This window comes from Mesorhizobium sp. M7A.F.Ca.MR.148.00.0.0, assembly GCF_003997735.1.
Taxonomy (GTDB): Bacteria; Pseudomonadota; Alphaproteobacteria; order Rhizobiales; family Rhizobiaceae; genus Mesorhizobium.
Genome location: NZ_RZTB01000059.1, coordinates 13,268 through 34,823, shown reverse-complemented (window position 1 = coordinate 34,823; position 21,556 = coordinate 13,268). Strand labels below are relative to the sequence as shown.

Annotated in this window: 19 protein-coding genes and 1 pseudogene; 17 read left to right on the top strand and 3 right to left on the bottom strand. The window is 64.2% G+C overall.

The window, feature by feature from the left end; genetic code table 11:
- The 4 genes and pseudogenes from EOB49_RS37760 to EOB49_RS20720 all read left to right on the top strand — a co-directional run.
- Window positions 1–104, top strand: a pseudogene (locus EOB49_RS37760) (ABC transporter permease); the annotation flags it as partial.
- The gene (locus EOB49_RS20735) at window positions 104–1,168 is read left to right on the top strand and encodes an ABC transporter ATP-binding protein (protein WP_127382100.1); all 1,065 of its coding nucleotides are present in this window, start codon (window positions 104–106) and stop codon (window positions 1,166–1,168) included. The pseudogene EOB49_RS37760 and the gene EOB49_RS20735, both read left to right, overlap by 1 nt.
- 237 nt (window positions 1,169–1,405) lie before the next feature.
- Window positions 1,406–2,656, top strand: coding sequence for an aconitase X (locus tag EOB49_RS20725; protein WP_127382098.1), 1,251 nt, complete (start codon window positions 1,406–1,408; stop codon window positions 2,654–2,656).
- Complete coding sequence (locus EOB49_RS20720) at window positions 2,653–3,111, top strand: DUF126 domain-containing protein (RefSeq protein ID WP_127382097.1); 459 nt, start codon at window positions 2,653–2,655, stop codon at window positions 3,109–3,111. Before EOB49_RS20725 ends, EOB49_RS20720 begins: the two co-directional genes overlap by 4 nt.
- On the opposite strand, the gene EOB49_RS20715 is transcribed toward EOB49_RS20720, so the two are convergent.
- Window positions 3,072–4,157 (bottom strand): siderophore-interacting protein, encoded by a 1,086-nt coding sequence (locus EOB49_RS20715; RefSeq protein WP_127382096.1) that lies wholly within the window; start codon window positions 4,155–4,157, stop codon window positions 3,072–3,074. The genes EOB49_RS20720 and EOB49_RS20715 overlap by 40 nt on opposite strands.
- 2 nt (window positions 4,158–4,159) lie before the next feature.
- On the bottom strand, window positions 4,160–6,286 hold the full coding sequence (locus tag EOB49_RS20710; protein ID WP_127317875.1) for a TonB-dependent hemoglobin/transferrin/lactoferrin family receptor: 2,127 nt from the start codon (window positions 6,284–6,286) through the stop codon (window positions 4,160–4,162).
- 179 nt (window positions 6,287–6,465) lie between these two features.
- On the opposite strand from EOB49_RS20710, the gene EOB49_RS20705 reads away from it, so the two are divergent.
- The 7 genes from EOB49_RS20705 to EOB49_RS20675 all read left to right on the top strand — a co-directional run bounded on the left by EOB49_RS20705 (window position 6,466) and on the right by EOB49_RS20675 (window position 13,103).
- Complete coding sequence (locus EOB49_RS20705) at window positions 6,466–7,410, top strand: ABC transporter substrate-binding protein (RefSeq protein WP_127382095.1); 945 nt, start codon at window positions 6,466–6,468, stop codon at window positions 7,408–7,410.
- Window positions 7,411–7,693: 283 nt separating this feature from the next.
- On the top strand, window positions 7,694–8,290 hold the full coding sequence (locus EOB49_RS20700) for a thioredoxin family protein (protein ID WP_127382094.1): 597 nt from the start codon (window positions 7,694–7,696) through the stop codon (window positions 8,288–8,290).
- Between the two features lie 30 nt (window positions 8,291–8,320).
- Window positions 8,321–9,946, top strand: a complete 1,626-nt coding sequence (locus EOB49_RS20695) for an FAD-binding protein (protein WP_127382093.1) — start codon at window positions 8,321–8,323, stop codon at window positions 9,944–9,946.
- Window positions 9,943–10,269: a ferredoxin family protein gene (locus EOB49_RS20690; RefSeq protein ID WP_127382092.1), complete on the top strand. Its 327-nt coding sequence runs from the start codon at window positions 9,943–9,945 to the stop codon at window positions 10,267–10,269. The genes EOB49_RS20695 and EOB49_RS20690 overlap by 4 nt, the downstream gene beginning before the upstream one ends.
- 32 nt (window positions 10,270–10,301) lie before the next feature.
- Window positions 10,302–11,138 (top strand): ABC transporter ATP-binding protein, encoded by an 837-nt coding sequence (locus EOB49_RS20685; RefSeq protein ID WP_127382102.1) that lies wholly within the window; start codon window positions 10,302–10,304, stop codon window positions 11,136–11,138.
- Between the two features lie 12 nt (window positions 11,139–11,150).
- Window positions 11,151–12,047, top strand: a complete 897-nt coding sequence (locus EOB49_RS20680; RefSeq protein ID WP_127382091.1) for an ABC transporter permease — start codon at window positions 11,151–11,153, stop codon at window positions 12,045–12,047.
- Window positions 12,048–12,083: 36 nt separating this feature from the next.
- Window positions 12,084–13,103, top strand: coding sequence for an aliphatic sulfonate ABC transporter substrate-binding protein (locus tag EOB49_RS20675; RefSeq protein ID WP_127331054.1), 1,020 nt, complete (start codon window positions 12,084–12,086; stop codon window positions 13,101–13,103).
- 49 nt (window positions 13,104–13,152) lie between these two features.
- Here the strand turns inward: EOB49_RS20675 and EOB49_RS20670 are convergent, their stop codons facing one another.
- Window positions 13,153–14,181: a LacI family DNA-binding transcriptional regulator gene (locus EOB49_RS20670; RefSeq protein ID WP_127269506.1), complete on the bottom strand. Its 1,029-nt coding sequence runs from the start codon at window positions 14,179–14,181 to the stop codon at window positions 13,153–13,155.
- A 336-nt stretch (window positions 14,182–14,517) separates the two neighbouring features.
- Here EOB49_RS20670 and EOB49_RS20665 point away from each other — a divergent pair, with 336 nt between their 5' ends.
- From EOB49_RS20665 to EOB49_RS20640, 6 genes are all read left to right on the top strand, one after another.
- Window positions 14,518–16,131, top strand: a complete 1,614-nt coding sequence (locus tag EOB49_RS20665) for an extracellular solute-binding protein (protein ID WP_127382090.1) — start codon at window positions 14,518–14,520, stop codon at window positions 16,129–16,131.
- An 81-nt stretch (window positions 16,132–16,212) separates the two neighbouring features.
- On the top strand, window positions 16,213–17,073 hold the full coding sequence (locus EOB49_RS20660; protein WP_127269508.1) for a carbohydrate ABC transporter permease: 861 nt from the start codon (window positions 16,213–16,215) through the stop codon (window positions 17,071–17,073).
- A complete protein-coding gene (locus tag EOB49_RS20655) occupies window positions 17,070–18,029 on the top strand; it encodes a sugar ABC transporter permease (RefSeq protein WP_127331046.1) in 960 nt (319 codons plus the stop codon). The genes EOB49_RS20660 and EOB49_RS20655 overlap by 4 nt, the downstream gene beginning before the upstream one ends.
- Window positions 18,026–19,120, top strand: a complete 1,095-nt coding sequence (locus tag EOB49_RS20650; RefSeq protein ID WP_127382089.1) for an ABC transporter ATP-binding protein — start codon at window positions 18,026–18,028, stop codon at window positions 19,118–19,120. Before EOB49_RS20655 ends, EOB49_RS20650 begins: the two co-directional genes overlap by 4 nt.
- A 202-nt stretch (window positions 19,121–19,322) precedes the next feature.
- Window positions 19,323–20,384: an ABC transporter ATP-binding protein gene (locus EOB49_RS20645; RefSeq protein ID WP_127382088.1), complete on the top strand. Its 1,062-nt coding sequence runs from the start codon at window positions 19,323–19,325 to the stop codon at window positions 20,382–20,384.
- A gap of 35 nt (window positions 20,385–20,419) precedes the next feature.
- Window positions 20,420–21,505, top strand: a complete 1,086-nt coding sequence (locus EOB49_RS20640; protein ID WP_127382087.1) for a Gfo/Idh/MocA family oxidoreductase — start codon at window positions 20,420–20,422, stop codon at window positions 21,503–21,505.
- The last annotated feature ends 51 nt before the right edge of the window (window positions 21,506–21,556 follow it).

Genomic DNA, 21,556 nt, shown 5'->3' with positions numbered 1-21,556 from the left:
GTTTCACGCCCGAGATCAACGCGGTCTCGACCATCATCATTGTCGTGTCGATGGCGCTGATGCTGCTGACGGCGCGGTTCTTCAAATTCGGCGGAGAGAAATAATGGCCGGCGTGCAGGTATCCGATGTCTCGCGCAGCTTTGGCGCACACAAGGCGCTGGACAACGTCTCCATCGACTTCGCCGATGGCGGCTTCTACGCGCTGCTCGGGCCGTCGGGCAGCGGCAAGACCACGTTGCTGCGGCAGATCGCCGGTTTCGATTTTCCTGACTCGGGTCGCATCACCATCGGCGGCGAGAGCGTCGAGCGGGTGCCCGTCGAGAAGCGTCGTATCGGCATGGTGTTCCAGAACTATGCGCTGTTTCCCAATATGAGCGTCGCCGACAATGTCGCCTTCGGCCTGTCGGTGCGCGGCGAGGCCAGGGCGATCATCGCTACCGAGGTGCAGCGCGCTCTCGATCTGGTGCAGCTTGGCAAGCTCGGTGGCCGCCGGCCGCATCAGCTCTCCGGCGGCCAGCGCCAGCGTGTGGCTCTCGCCCGCGCCATCGTCACCAAGCCGCGCGTGCTGCTGCTCGACGAGCCATTGGGCGCACTCGACAAGGCGTTGCGTGTCGACATGCAGATTGAGCTCAAGCGCATCCAGCGCGAGATTGGCATCACCACCATCTTCGTCACCCATGACCAGGAAGAAGCGCTGACGATGAGTGACCGCATCGGCATATTGCGCGACGGCAGGCTGGTGCAGGAAGGGCCGCCCGAGGAAATTTATGATCGGCCAAAGAGCGAGTTCGCCGCCACCTTCCTCGGCGATGCCAACATCTTTCGCGGCGATACGACGGGCGATGGCATCCGGCTGCCGGACGGCACGGCGATTGCCGCTGGCGCGGGTGCCAAGCTTGCCGCCGGCGCCAAGGCGAGCTGCGCCGTGCGCCCCGAACGCATCCGCATCGCCACGGATGCCGGAGCACCGAATGGCACCGCCAACATGCTCAAGGGGCAGGTTTCCAAGCGCATCTTCGCCGGCAACAACAGCACCTATTTCGTCGAGCGTGGCGGCCAGACGTTGAAGGTGATTGTACAGAACACGGGTGTCGACAGGCTGGCGGAAGGTCAGGACGTCGTTCTGCGCTGGTCGCCGGAGAGTACGGTGTTGATCGCGGCGGGTTAAGTAGGACTGTGGACGGATGGGATGGTTGGCGTTCCGCGGCGGCCCCCTCTGTCCTGCCGTACATCTCCCCCTCAAGTGGGGAGATCGGCTGTCATCGTTGGTTTCGCAAATCTCCCCACATTGCAAAAAGTGCAATAAGGCCGAAGCTGCCGATCTCTCCACTTGTGGGGGAGATGCCCGGCAGGGCAGAGGGGGGCGCTGTCCCGCCATACGATCGCGTAAGTGGCTGGAGTACTGATGACGCTTAAATTGACCGCACAGGACCGATCCATGCTCGACGGCGAGCAGGGTCCGTCCGCCGCCGCTGCCATGAAAATCCTGGCCGCGTTTTCCAATGCTGTCGGGGCGGGCGGCCTACTCGACATTACCGGCGCCCATATCGATGGCTGTCTTTACCACGGCAAGGCGGGGCTCGATTTCGTCGAGCGGCTGGTCGAAGGCGGTGGCCGCGTCCAAGTGCCGACGACATTGAACGTCGGCTCGTTCGACCTCATCCATCCCGGCATGGTGAAAATGCCGGCGGCGGAAGAGGTGCCGGCGCGGCGGCTGATGAAGGCGCATCTGGAACTCGGCTGCCAGGCGACCTTCACCTGCGCGCCCTACCAGACGCGCTTTCGGCCAAGCTTTGGCCAGCAGATCGCCTGGGGTGAGTCCAACGCCATCGTCTTTGCCAATTCGGTGATCGGCGCGCGCACCAACCGCTATGGCGATTTCATCGATCTGTGCTGCGCCATGACCGGCCGCGCGCCGGCCTGGGGCCTGCATCTGAGCCAGAACCGGCGCGGCCGGATCCTGTTCGAACTGGATGTTCCGGACGGCGAGCTGAGTGACAGCCTTTTCGTCGGCGTCGGGCTAATCATAGGGCAAGCGAGTGGCGACCGCGTTCCGGTGATTGCCGGTCTGCCGCGGCCGCGTGACGAGGACCAGCTGAAGGCGCTGGGTGCGGCGGCTGCAACGACGGGTGCTGTGGCGCTGTTCCATGCGGTCGGCATCACGCCGGAAGCGATGACGCTCGATGAGGCGTTCCAGGGTCATGCGCCTGACGAGACGATCCGCATCACCCGCGCCGATATCGGCCATGCGCTGGCCAGGCTATCGAGCGTGCCGGATGGCGCGCCGCTAGCGGCCGTGTCGCTCGGCACGCCGCATTTTTCGCATGAGGAATGGATGCGACTGTTGCCGTTGCTGCGCGAGGCAGCACCCGAAAGGCGCATCCCGATCTATGTCAACACGGGCCGTGCGACCCTGGCGAGACTGCAGGAGGAGGGCGCGCTGGTGGGCATGGAGGCGTTCGGTCTGATCCCGGTCGCCGATACCTGCACCTATGTCACATCGATCCTGGAACGCCTCGACGGCGTGGTCATGACCAATTCCGGCAAATGGGCGCATTACGCGCCGGGCAATATCGGCGTGTCCGTCGCCTTCGCCGAGATGGAGGATTGCATCCGCTCCGCTGCCGTCGGGCATGTCGTGCGGAGCGCCTCATGACGCGACCGGTGGAACGAACCGGCATCTTCCAGTTGGCCGGCGAAGCCAGGGGCCAGGCGCTGGTGTATTCGCAACCGCTGAGCTTCTGGGGCGGCATCAATGCCGAGACGGGCGACATAACAGACCATTCGCATCCCGGTCTCGGCCAGAATGTCGCTGGCAAGATCCTGGTCATGCCGAGCGGGCGCGGCTCATCGTCTTCATCCTCGGTCCTGGCCGAGGCGATCCGCAGGGGAACCGCGCCAACCGGGATTCTTCTGGAGCGGCCGGACCCGATCCTGGCGGTCGGCGCCATCGTTGCCGAATTTCTTTATGACATCCGCATGCCGCTGGTGGTTTGCGATATTTCGAACCTTGTCTCCGGTGATCAAATTGATATCGGCATCGGCAAGGACGGGGGGCCGATCGTCAGAGTTCACCCTGCCATCAATCCGGCAGAGCCACGCCGCCAATAGGCAGCCGCCAGCGTTTGATCGCGACCAAGGCCCAGCGTGTCGCGCCAGTATTCGCGCACGATCTTGGCGGCAGCGGCTTCCGCCGCGAACCAGCCGAAGGCCGAACCGTCCTGCGGCCACGCCACCGAGCGGACAGCCTCGGCGAGCAGTCTGTCCTCGCCCGCCGCCACGCCATCCCGTGTCAGCCAATGCACTTCGATGCGGGTGGCATTGTTGATCGCTTGCCTTTCGCCATCATTGGCGATCTCGACAAAGGCGACGCCCTTTGTCTCGGCCGGTAGCGTCTCCAGCAGCCGCGCCAGCGCCGGCAGGCCGGTTTCGTCGGCGCCCATGACGTACCATTCTGCCTGCCGTACCGGACGGCCGACCGGTCCCATGATGCCGACCTTCATGCCGGGCGCTGCCTGCATGGCCCAGGCGGAGCCGACGCTGTCACCCGGATGGATCAGGAAGTCGACGTCGATGAGGCCCGTTTCCACGTCGAGCGCGCGGATGGTGTAGACGCGCGCCACCGGGCGCCGGTCGTCGGCGGGCCAGACCGGCAAGCCATTGCCGCCCAGCACTGGCCACAGCGGATCGGGCACCTCCCTGGTCGGAAACAGCATGCGGATGTGCATGCCGCCGAATTTGGTGAAACGCGAGAGATTCTCGCCGGCCAGCCGGATGCGGCGCATGTGCGGGGTGAGGTCGCGAATATCCGTCACCACCATCTCGCGGAACTGGGCGAGGCTGGTTTCGCCTGAGAGATCGCCGGTCCAGACGATCTCGGGGTTTTCCTCCTTGGCGTAGACCTGTACGGCTGTGGCCAGCAGGTCCTTGATACGGGCGAGCCCGTCGCGGTCGGCAGCATTGGCCCGCATCACCAGCCGTTCCATGTCGAAAGAGGCCCCGCCGAAGGCAAAGCGGAAATCGATGCGCTTTCCCTCATGCGAGGCATCGGCCTCGAAGCTCCGCAGCCTGTCTGAGATGCTGTCCATGTAATCAGGCAGACGCCTCAGGTTGAGCCGCGCCTCGCAGGCCAGTTCACGCACCGATGCTTCGTTCATTGTCAGCCTCCGATCCTGCCGGTGAGGGCCACCTTGAAGGTGCGGCCCTTGCCCTGTTCGGTTGCCGCCGAGGTCGACCATGCGCTTTGCGGGTCGGTGTAGGCGGTGTTGAAGATGTTATCGACGCCGAAATCGAGCTTGAGGTTGTCGTTGATGGCCCAGTTGGCGAAGACATTGACCAGATCGAAGGCGTCGTCGACAATCGGCACGGCGTTGGGATTGGTGCGGCTGGTGCGGGTGATCTTGCCGACGCTGAGATATTGCGCGCCGACCGTGAGCTGGTCCTCCAGCATGCGAAAGCCGATTGTGGCCGAGAAGCGGTCGAGCGGCGTATTGTTCAGCGCCTGGCCGGAATAGACGCCGCTGACGACCTTGGCGTTGATCAGCGCACCGGCGAGGTTCACGAAACCCCAGTTGTAGTCATAGACCATCTCGGCCTCGACGCCCTTCAGGCGGGCGTCGCCGATGTTGATTGCCGTGCGCGGCAGGACGGTGAGGTCGACGTCGATATAGTCCTCGACGTCGGTGTGGAAGACGTTGAGCTTGGCGCGCAACCGGTCGCCCGGCGTCAGCAAATCATCGTATTTGACATTGATGCCGGCTTCCCAGCTCTTCGCCGTTTCGGGCTGCAGCAGGAGATTGGGCCGATAGGTGTCGCCGCCGCCATGCGCGCCGCCGCCACGGAAGACATCCTGCAGGCCAGGCGCCCGGTAGCCTTCGGAGTAGGTGCCATAGAGCTGAAAGCCGTCAAACGGCGTGACGCCGACGGTGAGGCGCGGCGACCAGCGATCGCCGGAGATCGAGGCTTCCTGTGGCGACGGGATGCGCGTCTCGCCATCGAGCTGGTAGCCGTCATAGCGCATCGCAGCTATGGCCTGCAGCCAGTCCTCGTAATCGCCCTGCCACTGCAGGAAGCCGCCATAGCCCTGCTGTTCGCCAGCGCCGAAATGCGCCGCTTCCGAGGAGGCTTCGAGATAGTAGTAATCGAGTCCGTAGGTCAGCGTGTGGGCCAGCCCCCAGGCGTCGAAGCGCGAGGAGTTCTTCACGTTGAAGCCCGAGGTGGCGACATCATAGAAACGGAAATTGCCGATCCCTGAGGCGGGCGCGACCTGCGTCTGCTCGGCGCGGGTGCGGTTGTGATAGGCATTGGCGCTGAAGTCGATCAGCGCGTTGTCGTCGGGCTTCCAGGTATAGGCGGCGGTGTAGGTTTGGTTGGTGGTGTTGGTGTCGTAGCGGCTCAGTGTCGGCGAGGTCGAGCCGCTCGATCCGCTGATCTGGTCGTTGTAGCGCTGCAGGATGGCGCCGAGCTTCAGCTCGTGGCCATCGGCCGGCCGCAGAGTCGTCTTCAGATAGCCGCTGGTCACCCGCTCGCCGGTCCACGGCACGGTGTCGCCATTGCCGTCGGTGTAGCTGTCGCGGTCGCGATAGATGAGGTTGCCGATGATGTCGGCATCGTCGCTGAAACGGTAGGCGCCGGTGGTGCTGGTGGTGAAGCCGTCGCCATTGTCCTCGTAGCCGAGCTTCTCGCTCAGCGCCCAGCGTTCATCCTTCTTGAGGAAATCACCGGCATCCTTGGTCTCGAAGGAGACGACCCCGCCGATGCCGCCCGAACCATAGGCGTTCGAAACCGGGCCGCGAATGACGGTGGCCTCCTTGATGAGGTCAGGTTCGACATAGAACGAGCCAGAACCATGACCGACGCGCCAATAGTCCTGGCGGGCGCCGTCGAGCGTCACGACGACGCGGCCATATTGTTCCAGGCCGCGAATGTTAATGGCGGTCGCCGGGTCGTCGCCATTCATCGAGGCGGCGACGCCGGGCGTGGTGCGGAAGATGTCGGCGGCTGTGTCGGGCTGGATGCGGTCGAGTTCGTCCTGATCGATGGCGCTGATGGCGGCCATCGATTCGATCACCGCCGTCTTGATCATCGTTGCCGAGATGGTGATCACGTCGAGCATCGTCGCCGGCTGGTTCTGCGCGGGATTGGCCGGCGCCAGGCGGCCGGCCTTGGCGGCGGCCTTTTTCTCTTGGTCCTGTTCCTGCGCGCTGGCAAAGGGCACAGCGCATAGGCCGAGCACGAAGGCGAGCGCGGTGCTCGCCATCAAGGTCGTGTTTGTTGTCGTTGTCATGCAGCCCCCAAGCAAAAGCAAAACTGCTGGCGGTGGCTGAAGGGCCTTGGCTGGCATGATCGAGAATCCCTCGACCAGGCGGGCCGGGGCAGGGATCACATATTAAAACATGATGACACAAGTCAACTTTAAATTTATAGCCGACCATCATCGAGAAGCATCTGGCACGGAGCAGCGGCATGATTGGTAGGGTGGGCGAGGGCAAAAGGATCTGCTGGTCGCAACCGGGCAGGATCGCGGCGGTGCTGCTTCTGGCACTGTCGGTGCTGGCGCCTTCCTGCGGCTTCAAGGCGCTGGCCTGCGAGACGGTTGTCGATGCGCTGGGGCGAAGCGTCGTGCCGGGCGCGGCGACCCGAATCGTGACGCTCGGCTCCGACGTCACCGAGATCGCCCACGCGCTCGGGGCCGGCGAGCGAATCGTCGCTGTCGATCGCGGCAGCAAATATCCGCCTGACGTCGCGCAAAAACCCAATGTCGGCTACCGCCGTCAGCTTTCGGTCGAGGGGCTGGCCAGCCTGCGCCCCGACCTGATCCTGGCCGCCGAAGACAGCGGCCCTCCTGAAGCGGTCGAGGTCTTGAAGTCGCTGGCGATCCCGATCGTCTTCGTCCCGCAGGACAACACCCCGCAAGGCATCGAGCGCAAGATCACCCTGATCGCCGCCAGCCTTGGGCTCGAGGACAAGGGCAAGGTGGTTTCCGCCGAGGTGCTCACCGCCTTTCAGACGGCAGCCGATCTCGCCTCGAAAATTCCACCAGAGCGGCGCAAGAAAGTGGTGTTCTTCCATGGCCTGGTGAAGCTGAGCGCAGCCGGCGCCGGGACCTCGGCCGACGCCATCATCCGCTATGCCGGCGGCCTCAACCCGATGGATGTCGTGCAGGGCTACAAGGCGGCGTCGGAGGAAAAACTGGTCGAGATGGCGCCCGATGTCATCCTGATGATGAGTGACGGCAAGGGCGGACCGACGCCCGAACAGGTGTTCGGCAACCGCGCGCTGGCGGCAACGCCGGCGGCGGCCAACAAGGCGCTGGTCGTGCTTGACGGCGCCTACATGATCGGCTTCGGCCCGCGCACATCAGATGCGATCCGCGACCTGGCGAAGGCGCTCTATCCGGAAGGGGAATGACGTCGCGAAAATCGCAAGGCGTTTCGGCTGGGCAGTACCAATTCGTCGTCGAACCCGTTGCGCTTGATAAATCCTGTCCGTCCGGATTTCTCCGGATCGGCTTCCGCCCGAACAAACTTGGCGGCTCGGCCTGAAACATTGGCACGATATTCTAAGCCGCGCGGTTGACTGTGAATGCGCTCTCCAGCCTATAATTATACTAAATTCATAGACTAACTGCGGACGTTCGGAGCGCTCGCACCTTGGCCTGTGAAAACCGGCTGCACAAAGGGAGCGCGCATCGATGCCGAAAACAGAGTCCAATCCGATCGACCTCGGCACAAAGGCCGCCGATTTCCTTTTGCCCGACGCGCAAGGCGTGCTGCACCGCCTCGCCGATTTCGACGCCAAGCCGGCCTTGCTCGTCGCCTTCATCTCCAACCGCTGCCCGTTCGTCGTGCTGATCCGTGAGCAGCTTGCCGCTTTCGCCAGGGATTATGCGGGCAAGGGGCTGCAAGTGGTGGCGATCAACGCCAATGACCATGAGGCGCATCCGGAGGAAACGCTGGCCCGCATCGGCGAAGAGGCCGGAAAATTCGGCTATTCCTTCCCCTATCTCAAGGATGCGTCGCAGCAGACGGCCAAGGCCTACGGCGCGGCCTGCACACCCGATTTCTTCCTGTTCGATGCCGACCGGCGGCTCGCCTATCACGGCCAGTTCGACGATGCGCGGCCGGGTAATGGCAAGCCGGTGACCGGTGCCGATCTGCGCGCAGCGGTCGACACGGTGCTGGAGGGCGGCAGGCCCACCGCCAGCCAGGTGCCGTCGATCGGCTGCAACATCAAGTGGAGTGCCGGCAACGAGCCGGTCTGGTCTTCCAGCGCGGCCCGCGCGGCCTAGCGCCGTCCTCGACGCATTCGCCAGGTGTCCATGCCCAAGACGCAAAAATCCGTTTCTGACAGCTTGCTGCTCCAGGCCGACGTGCTGGTGCTGGGCGGAGGTCCGTCAGCGGCCTGGGCGGCTGTCGCTGCGGCCGAGAGCGGCGCCAAGGTGGTGCTGGCCGACAAAGGTTATCTTGGCACCAGTGGCGCCACCGCGCCCTCCAACACCGGCACCTGGTGCGTGCCGCCGGGCGACAACAGGCATGCCGTCGTTGAGCGGCGTTGGCAGCGCACCGGCGAACTCGCTGACCCGCGCTGGATGCTGCGCTGCGTCGATACCGCCTACCGCAATCTGCTCAGGCTGTCCGAATGGGGCTATCCCTTTCCGAGCGAGGATGACGGCCGGCTCTACATCGCCAATCTGCGCGGGCCGGACTACATGCGCTTCATGCGCCGCCGGGTGCTGTTGGCCGGCGTCACCGTGCTCGACCATCACCCAGCGCTCGAACTTCTGTCCGACGGCGATGCCATCGTCGGCGCCGCCGGTGTCGCCCGGCAGATCGGCCAGGACTGGCGCGTCGACGCCAACGCGGTGGTGCTGGCGACGGGCGGCTGCGCTTTCCGCGAGCGCATCCTCGGCGCGACCGGGCTGACCGGCGACGGCTATCTGATGGCGGCGGAGGCCGGCGCCAGCCTGTCGGGCATGGAGTTCACCGGCAAGTACACGCTGGCGCCCTATGGCTCCTCATTGAACAAGGGCCTGCCGTTCCGCTGGGCATCGTTCCATCGCGAGGACGGCTCGCCGATCCTCGGGCCGACCGGCGAGCCTCTGCGCAACGGCATCGGCGACCGCGAGGAGGAAGTGGCGCGCGCGCTGATCGTCGGCCCCGTCTACGCGCGGCTCGATCAGGCCGAGCCGGCGCTGCAAGGCTGGCTGCGCCAGGGCCAGCCGAACTGCTTCGTGCCCTATGACCGCGCGGGCATCGATCCGTTCAGCGAACTGTTCCGCATCACCTTGCGCGCCGAAGGCACGGTGCGCGGCACCGGCGGCATCGACATCGTCTCCGACGATTGCGCCACCGGCGTGCCCGGCCTCTATGTTGCCGGCGATGCCGCCAGCCGCGAGATGATGACCGGTGCGGTATCAGGCGGCGGCGCCGTCAATTCGTCCTGGGCGCTGGCCAGCGGCTGGTGGGCCGGCAAGGGCGCCTCGACCCATGCCCAGCGCCGCACCGGCAAGGCCTTCCGCAGCGCGGTGCAATCGCTCGGCCAGGCCGGCTTGCATCCTGCATCATCGGCGAGTGCCGACATCTCGGCAGGCGAGGTCATCGAGGCGGTGCGCAGTGAAGTGACGCCGCTCGACAAGAATTTCTTCCGCACTGGCGAGGCCCTGGAGAAAAGCGGCGAGCGGCTGGAGAGTGTCTGGCGCGACGTGCGCAGCCATCTGCAAGGCCAGGGGCTGGACCGGGTCCGTACCCGAGAGGCAGCTTCGATCGCCGCCGCCGGGCGCTGGTCCGTGGCCGCAGCGCTGCATCGCACGGAAAGCCGCGGTATGCACCGCCGCACCGATTTGCCGGGCAAGAGCCCGGCCTTCGCGCACCGGCTGGTCATCACCGGTGTGGATGCGTTCCGCATCGCAGGCGCGCCTGAGCGGCTGGCGGAGCTGGCGTCATGATCGAGATCGTCTCGGCCACGCGCTGCGTCGAGTGCGACATCTGCGTCAAGGTGTGCCCGGCCAACGTCTTCGACGCGACCGACAATGGCGTGCCGGTGATCGCTCGCCAGGAGGACTGCCAGACCTGCTTTCTCTGCGAGATCTATTGCCCGACCGACGCGCTTTATGTGGCCGAGTTCGCCGAAGGGCCGACCGGCATCACGGAAGCTCAGGTCGACGCCCGACAGCTGTTCGGCTCCTATGCCCGCGCGCTTGGCTGGAAGCGCGGCAAGGCGGGCGGCTCGGAATTCGACCCGACGCACCGCATCCGCGTGGCGCAGTGAACCGATCGGAGACAGATATGGATCGCCCGAACATGGACCGGATCGTCGTCAGCGACATCAGCAAGACCTTCCAGCTCAAGCCGGGGCAGTTCGTCACCGTAGATGGCGAGGCGACCGACCGCGTCACCGTGCTCGACGGCGTCGATCTTTCCGTCCGCAAGGGCGAGTTCATCACGCTGGTCGGCCCGAGCGGCTCGGGCAAGTCGGTGCTGCTCGATATCATTGGCGGGCTGACGCAGGCGACCGACGGCAACGTCCAACTCGACGGCAGGCGCATCACCAGGCCCGATCCAAAGACCGGCTATGTCTTCCAGCAATATGCGCTGTTTCCCTGGCGCACGGCGCTCGCCAACATCGAATATGCGCTGGAAGTGCGCGGCGTGGCCAAGGCCGAGCGTACCGCCACAGCCCGCCATCTGTTGGCGCTGTTCGGCCTTGCCGGTTTCGAGGACCGTTTTCCCAACCAGCTGTCCGGCGGCATGCAGCAGCGTGTGGCGATCGCGCGTGCGCTGGCCAGCAACCCGGAAGTGCTGCTGATGGACGAGCCGTTCGCGGCGCTCGACCAGCAGACGCGCGAGCTTCTGCAAGGCGAGCTGCTGCGGATCTGGGGCAAGATCAACACCACGGTGATTTTTGTCACCCACTCGATCGACGAGGCGATCTTCCTCGCCGACCGCGTCGTGGTGATGACGGCACGGCCGGGCGCGGTGAAAGAGATCATCGACATCGACCTGCCACGACCGCGCGACGGCGACATCCGCGCCAGCGCCGAATTCAATCTATATCGCGCCCGCGTCTGGGACGTGCTGCGCGACGAGGTCAACAAGGCGCAGAAGGACTGGACCCTGTCGCCAGCCTTCAGTCACTGAGGAGCTGGACCAATGGCCTATCTGACCGAGAAGTTTGGCTCCGCGGGAGCGCTCCACCTGTTTGCCGGCGCTGGCGAAACGGTAGCCGCCGCCAGGGTCCCGGCCATCAAGGCCAGCGCCAAGATCCGGAGCAAGAAAGCAAGCCACGGCACGTTCCTCTATGGCGTGCCGCTGCTCGGCCTGTTCTTCCTGCTGTGGGAGATCGCGCCCCGGCTCGGCTGGCTGAACCGGATCTTCTTTCCGCCGCTGAGCGAGGTCCTGGTCGCCTGGTGGGCGCTGCTCGCCTCGGGCGTGCTGATCGAGCATATCGGCATCAGCCTGCAGCGCGCCGCGATCGGCTTCGCACTCGGCGTGGTGGTGGCCATTCCCCTCGGTCTGTTGATGGGGCGCTATTCGCTGTTCGAGAAGGTTTCCGACCTCCTGGTGCAGACGCTGCGAAACACCTCGCAATTCGCACTGCTGCCGGTGTTCATCCTGTTGCTCGGCATCGGTGAGGAATCGAAGGTGGCGATCACCTTCTACTCCTCGGTTTTCTTTCTCCTCGTCAACACGATCAGTGGCGTCAAGTCGGTGGATCCGCTGCTGATCAAGGCGGCGCGCTCGATGGGTACGTCCGACTTCGATCTGTTCCGCAAAGTCATCCTGCCGGCCAGCATTCCCTCGATCGTCGCCGGCGCCCGGCTGGCGGTGAAATCCTCGCTGTTCGCGGTCATCGGCGCCGAGATGCTGGCGGCTAAATCCGGCCTCGGTTTCCTCATCCAGAACTCGCAGCTGATGATGGAAACGGCCGATATGTATGCCGGCATCCTGACGCTGACCGTCATCGGCCTGACCGTCAACTCCCTGCTCGTCTGGTTCGAGCGCTGGGCAACAGCCTGGAAAGGCCAGTCCGAGACCTCGCTCATTTAAGCGGTCCATTCATTCCAACCAGGAAGGATTTTCCCCGTGCCCAACATTCCATTCGACGCACTTCGCCGGCTGCTGCTGAAGGGCGCTATTGCCGTCGTCATCGGCCTTGGCGGCATGCCTGCCTTCGCGCAGGACAAGCCTGAAATTATCCGCATCGGCAGCACGGCGCCGGGGCATCTCAAATTCATCATCGCCCAGAAGGACGGCTGGTGGGAGAAGGAATTCGCCAAGGACGGCATCAAGGTCGAACTGGTGACTTTCAATGGCGGTTCGGAGGCGACGACCGCGCTGGCCACCGGTGCGATCGAATTCACCTATACCGGCAACAATCCGGCGCTGCGGGTTGCTGCGTCCGGCGCCGACGTCAAGCTGATCGGCCTGTCGAGCTATGTGAAGGCCGGCGGTTCCTACATCGTCGTCAAGACCGGCTCGCCGCTGAAGACGCTGCAGGATCTCAGGGGCAAGAAGGTCGCCTATCTCACCGGCACGGTGCGGCATTCGAACTTCAGCAAGGCGCTGAACAGCGTCGGCCTGACCACCGGTGACGTCGAAGGTCTGAACCTGCCGTTCGAGGCATCCGGCCCGGCGTTGCTGCGCGGCGATATCGACGCCATTGTCGAGACCGATTCGACGGCGGCCAAGCTGGTCGACACCGGCGAGGCGCGCGTCCTGTTCGACACCAGCACTCATCCGGAATGGAACGTGCCCAACGTCATCTCGGTCAACGGCGCCTTCGCGGCGAAATATCCCGATCTGGTCAAGCGGCTGCTGAAGGTCGATATCGAGATTTCGCGTTGGGCCGATGCCCATCCGGACCAGACGATCAAGACCTTTGTCGAGGCCACCAAGTCGTCGGAAAAATCCGTCCGCAAGACCTATGCCGACGGGGTGTTCCATCAGGATCCGAAACTCACGGACGGCGCGATCGCCGCCTTGCAAGGCGAGGAGAAATTCATGGCCAGCGCCGGGCTGCTGAAGGGCTCGATCGACTATGGCAAATGGGTCGACAAGAGCTTTGTCGATGGCGCCGCGGCTGAAGTCGCTGCCGTCCAATAGACTAGAAGCATCGAGCGGGCGGGCGCTTTGCGGCGCCGCCTCGTACAGGTCAAATCTCCGGGATGTTCTCCTTGAAGATCACCTGCAGCCTTGGTTGGTGCAGTTCATAGGGCAGTCCCCGGACCGCATGGATCAGGGTGTTGAGCGCTTCGCGGGCCTCGACGCGCGGGTTCTGGTCGATGACAGCGTCGAGCGTGCCGTCGAGCAGAAGGTCCTTGGTCCCGTCCGTCACTTCGTGGCCGAGGAAGACCATGGACTGGGCGCGGTCGCGCTCCTTGAGCGCGCGGGCGATGCCGGTGTTGCCGGCGCCGACATTGTAGATCGCGGCAAGGTCGGGGTGCCGCTCCAGCAGGGCCGATGCCTCCGAATAGGCCTTCTCGCGATCGTCGAGCATTTCGCGCATTTCGACGATCTGCAGATTGGGTGATTCCTCGGTCAGCACGTGGCGGAACCCCATCTCGCGTTCTTCGTGGCCGCGATAGGACAGCGAACCTGCGAACAGCGCCACCTTGCCCGGACGCCCCGATCCCATGAAGCGGTTGAGCAGATAGCCGGCCAGCCGCCCGGCGGCGCGGTTGTCGATGCCGATATACGCGACCCTGGGCACATGCAGGATGTCGGAAGCGATGGTCACCACCTTGATGTCGTTGGCCGACAGGGAGCGGATCGCTTCGCGCACCGTCGGATGGTCGAGTGCGATGACGCCGACGCCTTGCGTCTGTCCGCGCAGATCCTGCAGCAGGCGAGCGAGCCGGTCAGGATTGAAGCCCTCTATGGTGGCGATACGAACATCGAGGTCGGGCCGCGCCAGAGCCTGTGCCTCGATGTGGCGGTGCAGCATCTTGATGAAGGAATTGGTGCCGGCCGGCAGGGCGAAGTCGAGCCGGATGACCTCGCCGGGCGAGGGCCGTGGCGGCGTGCCGTTCGGGCCTTCGGCGATGTAGCCGAGGCGCTGCGCCATTTCGAGCACGATTTCCCGCGTGCGCGCCCGTACGCCGGGCCGGTTGTTGAGCACGCGGTCGACGGTGGCGGCCGAGACGCCGGCCTCCCGGGCTATGTCAGTCAGGGTGGAACGCACCGTCTTTCATCTCCTGCATGCGTCGGATCGGCTGGTGACGGCTTCCGCGTCATCGGCGATTCTGATGGGAAATGATGTATCCGCCCTTGGCCGATGTGCAAGCCGCCGGGCTAAATCAAATGGTCCGGCAGGGCTGCGCAGGGCCGGGAAGGGTCGGGTGCCCTCAAATTGAGGCATCCGGCTTGACGGATGGATCCCGTTTTGGTGCATTTCCTTGCCCTATTGCGATGTTATGATGTGTTTTGATTATTTATGATGTTGACAGCCTTGCGATGCTGTCGTCAATATCCCTCATAAGGGTCGTGGAGGAAACGTGGCCCTGAGGGAGGAGTTTCAATGTCTGACTTGATCCGCATCTCGCGGCGCCGGCTGCTGGCATCCGGAGGAAAGGCGGCCGTCATGATGGCCGCCGCTGGTATCGCACCCCAATTCATTCGTCCCGGCCGCGCCTATGCGGCCGACGCGCTGGCGCCAGGCATGATCGGCGGCCCGACGGGCTTCGAAGGGGCCGAGCGCTACCAGTATGGCGCCGATACGCCGGAAGGCCGCGCCATCGAGGCGGCGAAGGCGCTGAAGGGCGCCGGCAAGGCGCCGACCAAGATCGTGCTCGGCCTATCCGACGGCTCGATCGGCCAGCTCACGCAGCCGTTCCCGGCCGGTGCGCCGTCGATCAAGGAGCTGTGGGAAAAGGAAACCGGCATCGCGATCGAAATCGTCGGTCTGCCGAACGGCCAGGAATTCACCAAGACGATGCAGGACATCTCCACCAAGGGTGGGGCCTACGACATCTACTCGACCGAATGGAACCGCCTCGGCGACCTCGCCGAAACCGGCGGCATCGCCAAGCTCGATGACTTTGTCGCGCAGCATAAGCCTGAATGGGACGATCCCGTCAGCGGCTATGTCAACGGTGCCAAGGGCGTGTCGCTGCTCAACAAATACCGCGGCTCCAACTACGGCGTGTCGCTGGACGGCGACTTCCAGACCTGGGTCTACCGCACCGACCTGTTCGGCGACGAAGCCGAGAAGAAGGCCTTCAAGGACAAATACGGCTACGATCTGGCGCCGCCGAAGACCTGGAAGCAGCATGGCGACATCGCCGCCTTCTTCCAGCGACCGGACAAGGGCCTGTTCGGCTCGACCGACCTGCGTAACCAGGGCTGGGGCTACACGAACTGGTACCAGCGCTATGTCTCGATGGCTTCGCCCAACCAGTTCCTGTTTGGCGATGACGGCAAGCCGATGATCAATTCCGAGCAAGGCATCGCCGCCACCAACGAATATGTTGCTTCGCTCGCGCATCATTCGCCGGATGCGATCTCCTGGGGCTGGCCGGAGCAATATGGCAACTTCGCCAAGGGTGGTGCGGCGATGACCTGCGCCTTCTCCAACCTGCCGAAATTCCTCGACAATGCCGGCAACAAGGATTCAGCCGTCACCGGCAAGATCGGCTCGATGCTGCCGCCCGGTCGCGAGATCGGCGGCAAGCTGGTCAGCCGTTCCGTGCTGTGGTTCTCGCTGACCGGCATGGTCTCGTCGCAGTCGAAGCACCAGGAGGTCGCCTATCTCCTGCTGCAATGGCTGGGCTCGGCCCGGATCTACGCATGGATGAGCGCCAACCCCGGCGGTTATCTGGACCCGTTCCGGCTTTCGGACTTCTCCGATCCGCTGGTGCGCCAGACCTATCATGCCTACCACATGGACGTCGTGCGCGAGACGGTCGCCCGCACCGTGCCGACCATCAACTATCCCGGTGCGACAGCCTTCCACAATGCGCTCGACGAGAACCTGATGGCGGCGCTGACCAAGGCCAAGACATCGGAGCAGGCGATGGCCGATACCGAGGCAGAGTGGAAGAAGATCGCCCGGCGCACCGGCGAGGACAAACTGCTCGAAGCCATCAAGACCAACAAGGAGGCCTGGCCGACAGTTCTCGATCCAATCGTCTGATCCTTCTCCCTGGATCATATCGAAGGAGGGGAGGAGCTTGCTTCTCCCCTCCGCCCACAACGCCACCAGCAAAGCCGCCAGATGAAGCGTTCCGTTCCTTTCCTGATATTCCGCTATGCCGCGATCTTCGCGGCCATGGCGGTGACGCTGGTGCCGATCCTGTGGATGGTGTCGATGGCGTTCAAGCCGATCGCCGAATGGTCGGCGACCGGCGCCGAACTGACCTGGTGGCCGAAGAACCCGACGCTCAGCAATTTCCGTTTCGTCTTCGGCGAGTCGACCAACAATTTGATCGTCGCGCTCGACCGTAACGCGCTGAAGCCGATCCTCGCGTCGCTGCTGTCGGCGGTTTTCGGCACGGTGATCGCCATGTCGGCGGGCACTGCCGCGGCTTATGGGCTGTCGCGTTTCGGCTCCGGCCAGAACCTGCCGCTGGCGCTGATCCAACTCAGGATCTTTCCGCCGATGGCGGTCATGATCCCGGTGATGATCATGTGGGCTTTCCTCAACTTCACCGACAGCTGGTGGGGCCTGGCGCTGATCTACGGCATCGTCACCTTGCCGTTCGCCTTCTGGCTGATGAAGACCTTCTTCGACGACATGCCGCGCGAGATCGAGGAGGCAGCGCTTGTCGAAGGCTGTTCGCGGCTGCGCGTCTTCACCCGCATCACGCTGCCGATGATGCGCGCGCCGCTGGCCAGTGCCGCGCTCTTCGTCTTCATCCTCAACTGGTCGGACTATCTGATCGCGCTGCTTCTGACGACGCGCGAATGGGTGACGATCCCGGTCTACATGGCCTCGCTATCCTCCTCGATGACCGGGCAGCTCTATGGCGCCAAGGCGGCGCTTGGCCTGATCGCGGCCGTGCCGCCGGTGATCATGGGCATCGCCATTCAGCGCCATCTTGTGCGCGGGTTGACGTTCGGGGCGCTCAAGCAATGAGCGCGGTGACTGCCATGACGTCCAAGGATGAGATGAAAGCCGTCGGAGCAAAGCCGGTTTCGCGCGATGAGGGCGCAAGGCTGGGTTTCCGGCTGACATTGCCTGCGCAGATCCTGGTGCTGTTCATCTCGGCCTTCCCGCTGTTGATGCAGCTCTACATCAGCGTCACCGACTGGTCGCCGCTGTCGGGCACCGGCTGGTGGAACGCCTGGTCGATGTGGAACAGCTTTGCCAACTACACCGATCTCGCCGCCGACGCGCGCTTCTGGAGCGCGCTGAAGCGTACGGTCATTGTCATGATCGTCTGCGTGCCGGCGGAATTCCTGCTTGGGCTGGCGCTGGCGACGCTGTTTGCCGACGATTTCCCGGGCAAGCGCGCCTTCTATTCGATCCTGCTGATGCCGATGATGGTGGTGCCGGCGGTGGCCGGCTACATGTTCTTCATGCTGTTCCAGTCGGGAGGGCCGGTGAACGACATCTTGTCGGCGCTCACCGGATCTCCCGTCACCATCGCCTGGCTGTCGGATCCGACTCTGGCGCTGATCGCGGTGATGGTCGCCGACATCTGGCAGTGGACGCCGCTGATGTTCCTCATCCTGCTTGCCGGTCTGGTCGGCGTGCCGGAGGATCAGATCAAGGCGGCGACGCTGCTCGGCGCCAATCCCTGGCAGCGCTTCGTCACCATCGTGCTGCCGAAGATGAAGACGATCATCATCATCGCGCTGGCGATCCGGGTGATCGAGAACTTCAAGATCTTCGACACGCTCTACATCATGACCGGCGGCGGTCCAGGCGTCGCCACCGAAACCATCTCGGTCTACATCTACAAGCTCACCACTCAGGATTTGATCTGGGGCTATGTGGCGGCGATCGCGCTGGCCATTCTGGTCGTGCTGTCGATCGTCGCGGTGTTTGCCATGAAGCGCATGGCGCGGGCACGCGAGGTAGCGGCATGAGCGCGATCCACTTGCAGAACCTGGTCAAGAAATTCGGCGACTTTACCGCGCTCAAGACCATGGACCTGGCAATATCAGACGGCGAGTTCATGGCGCTGCTCGGCCCGTCGGGCTGCGGCAAGTCGACGACGATGAACATGATCGCCGGCATGGAAGAGCCGACCGGCGGCAAGATCCTGTTTGGCGAGCGCGACATGGCCGGCGTGCCGATGGGCCGGCGCGGCGTCGGCTTCGTCTTCCAGAACTACGCCATCTTCACGCATATGACGGTGCGCCAGAACCTTGCCTATGGACCAAAAATGCGAGGGGCTGCCAAAGCCGAGATCGACCGCCGTGTCGGCGCTATCGCTGAGATGCTGCAGCTGACGCCGCTGCTCGACCGCAAGGCCGACAGGCTGTCGGTCAACATATTGCAGCGGGTGGCGATCGGCCGCTCGGCGATCATGGAGCCGGCGATCTTCCTGCTCGACGAGCCGCTGTCCAATGTCGACGCCGCTTTCCGGGCCGTCATGCGCACCGAACTGAAGCAGCTGCAGCGCCAGTTCCGCCAGACCATGGTCTATGTCACCCACGACCAGCTCGAGGCGATGACCATGGCCGACCGCATCGCGGTCATGGATCATGGCGTGCTGCAGCAGGTCGGCACGCCGCTCGAAGTCTACAACGATCCGGCCAATGTCTTCGTCGCCCGCTTTATCGGTGCGCCGGGCATGAATCTGCTCAAGGGCAGGCCGGCGGAGAGCGACCGCGGACTGGTCATCGATCTCGGACCGCTGGGCGTCACGCCGCCGCTGCCGGGCGAACTCGCGATGGCCATGCGCGGTGCGCGCGGCGAGGTGCTTTACGGATTCCGGCCTGAACAGGCGACGTTGGTTCAGAATGGGCAGGGGCTCGCAATGCCGGTGACCTTTGTCGAACGGATCGGTGCGCGCACCATCGTTCATCTCGGCCAGGGCGAGGCGGCTGTGAAAACGGTGTTCGACAATGATGTCGGACTGACTATCGGCGACACCGCTGTCATCGCCCCCACTACGTCGTCGGTGCGCGTCTTCGACGCTGCCACCGGCCGCGCCATGAGGGTGGGAGGCTGAGATGTTGGTCCGGCAAATTTTCGCAAGTTGGCGCCGCCCCTCACCCTTACCCTCTCCCCGTGTAGAGACGGGGAGAGGGGGGCGTCATCGTTGGAGCTTCTCCCTTCTCCCCGTCCCTATACGGGGAGAAGGTGCCGGCAGGCGGATGAGGGGCGGCGCCGGCGTTCGCTACCTGTCACTGATCCGTGGAGCGACCTGAGCCATGGCCGATATCGTCTTTCGCAATGTCACCAAACGCTACGGCAATACACTCGCCGTCGACGACGCCTCGTTCACCGTCAACGACAATGAGTTCTTCTGCTTCTTCGGACCGCCGCTGTCGGGCAAGTCGACGATCCTGCGCCTGGTGCTCGGGCTGGAGACACCTGACACCGGCGAAATCCTGATCGGAGGCAGGCCGGTCAACGCGATGTCGCCGGCCGAGCGCAACGTGGCGATGGTGTTCCAGAACCTGGCGCTGTTCCCGCATATGAGCGCGCTCGAAAATGTCCGCTTTCCCCTGGTCGAACGCCGGGTCGCCGAGACCGAGATCAAGCGGCGGGTCACCGACGTCGCGGCGAAGCTGCATATCGGCCATATCCTGCACAAGCCGCCAGGACAGCTTTCGGGCGGGGAGCGGCAGCGCGTGGCGATCGCGCGGGCTCTGGTGCGCGATCCCAATGCCTATCTGATGGACGATCCGATCTCGGCGCTCGACGCCAGGCTGCGCGAGGAAACGCGCGTCGAGCTGAAGCGCATCCAGCGCGAACTTGGCAAGACGCTGATCTACGTCACGCATGACCAGGAAGAGGCGATGTCGGTCGCCGATCGCATCGCCATCCTGGAGGACGGCAAGATCAGGCAGATCGGTACGCCGGCGGAGATTTACGACCGCCCGGCCAGCACCTATGTGGCAAGGCTGCTTGGTTCGCCGATGATGAACATCCTCAGATCGGCGCGCGGCGAGGGCGGTGTCGAAGCGGCTGAAGGCACGATCCGCATCGAAGACAAGACAGCGCCCGCCGACGCAGTGGAGATCGGCCTGAGGCCGGAAGACATCAAGGTTAGACCGTGGGCGGATGGGGGCCCGGGCCGCCCGGCGCGAGTGTTCGAGGTCGAGCCGCTTGGCGGCTATACCGTGGTGACGCTCGCTGCCGGGCAGGCGCGGCTGAAGGCATTGCTGCGCGGTCAGCCCGACATCCGGCCGGATGCCATGGTGGCGATATCCTGCGAGCCGGCCAGAGTGCATTATTTCGAACAGAGCGGCGGAGCGTTGGCACGATGACGGCCGCCGCAAGGAAAGACTTTCGGGAGGAAGAGATGGCAAACAAGGGGTTCGAGCCGGACGTGAAGGTCCGCACGAAGGAATACAGGATCGGCTGCGTCGGCGCAGGCATGATCATGGCCGAGTGCCATCTCGCCGCCTACAAGGAAGCTGGATTCCCGGTGGTGGCGATCGCCTCGCGCACCAGGGCGAGCGCCGAGAAGGTGGCGACGCGCTGGAGCATCCCCACGGTCCACGACACGCCTGAAAAACTGATCGAGGACGAAAATGTCGAGATCATCGACCTTGCTTTCCCGCCCGACCTGCAGCCGGCGCTGATCCGTCACGCGCTGAAGCAGAAGCACATCAAGGCGATCCTGGCGCAGAAGCCGTTGGCCTTGTCGGTCGAGGAAGCGGTCAAGCTGCGCGACGAGGCGGCCAAGGCCGGCAAGATCCTCTCGGTCAATCAGAACATGCGCTACGACCAGTCGATGCGCGTCTTGAAGCAGATCATCGACAGCGGCGCGCTGGGCGACATCGTCTTCGCGCAGATCGACATGCACGCCATCCCGCACTGGCAGAGCTTCCTCGAGGACTATGACCGGCTGACGCTCGCCAATATGAGCGTGCATCATCTCGACGTGCTGCGCTTCCTGTTCGGCGACCCCGACGAAATCACCACGCTGACACGCAAGGATCCGCGCACGACATTCGACCACTCGGACGGCATTACGGTGTCGACGCTGCGCTTTCCGTCCGGTGTGCTCGCCGTGTCGCTGGAGGATGTCTGGTCCGGTCCGCGCCAGGATGGCTATAAGGACGACCAGCACATCAACTGGCGCGTCGACGGCAGCAAGGGGGTCGCGAAGGGCACCATTGGCTGGCCTACGGGCGCTGCCTCGACGCTGACTTACGCCTCGACCGAGACGACCGGCGGCGAATGGGTCAGCCCGAGCTGGGACACGATGTGGTTCCCGCATGCCTTTATCGGCGTGATGGAGCAGCTCCAGCATGCGGTGAGGACCGGCACGCCGCCGGCGCTGTCGGTCGCCGACAACGTCAAGACCATGGCGCTGGTCGAGGCGGGTTATCGCTCAATCGACGAGGGCCGCACGGTCAAGCTTTCCGAAATCGCTACCTGATCACCGCAACTGAAACACCAGACAACTGATTCGCTTACAGGGAGGAATTCA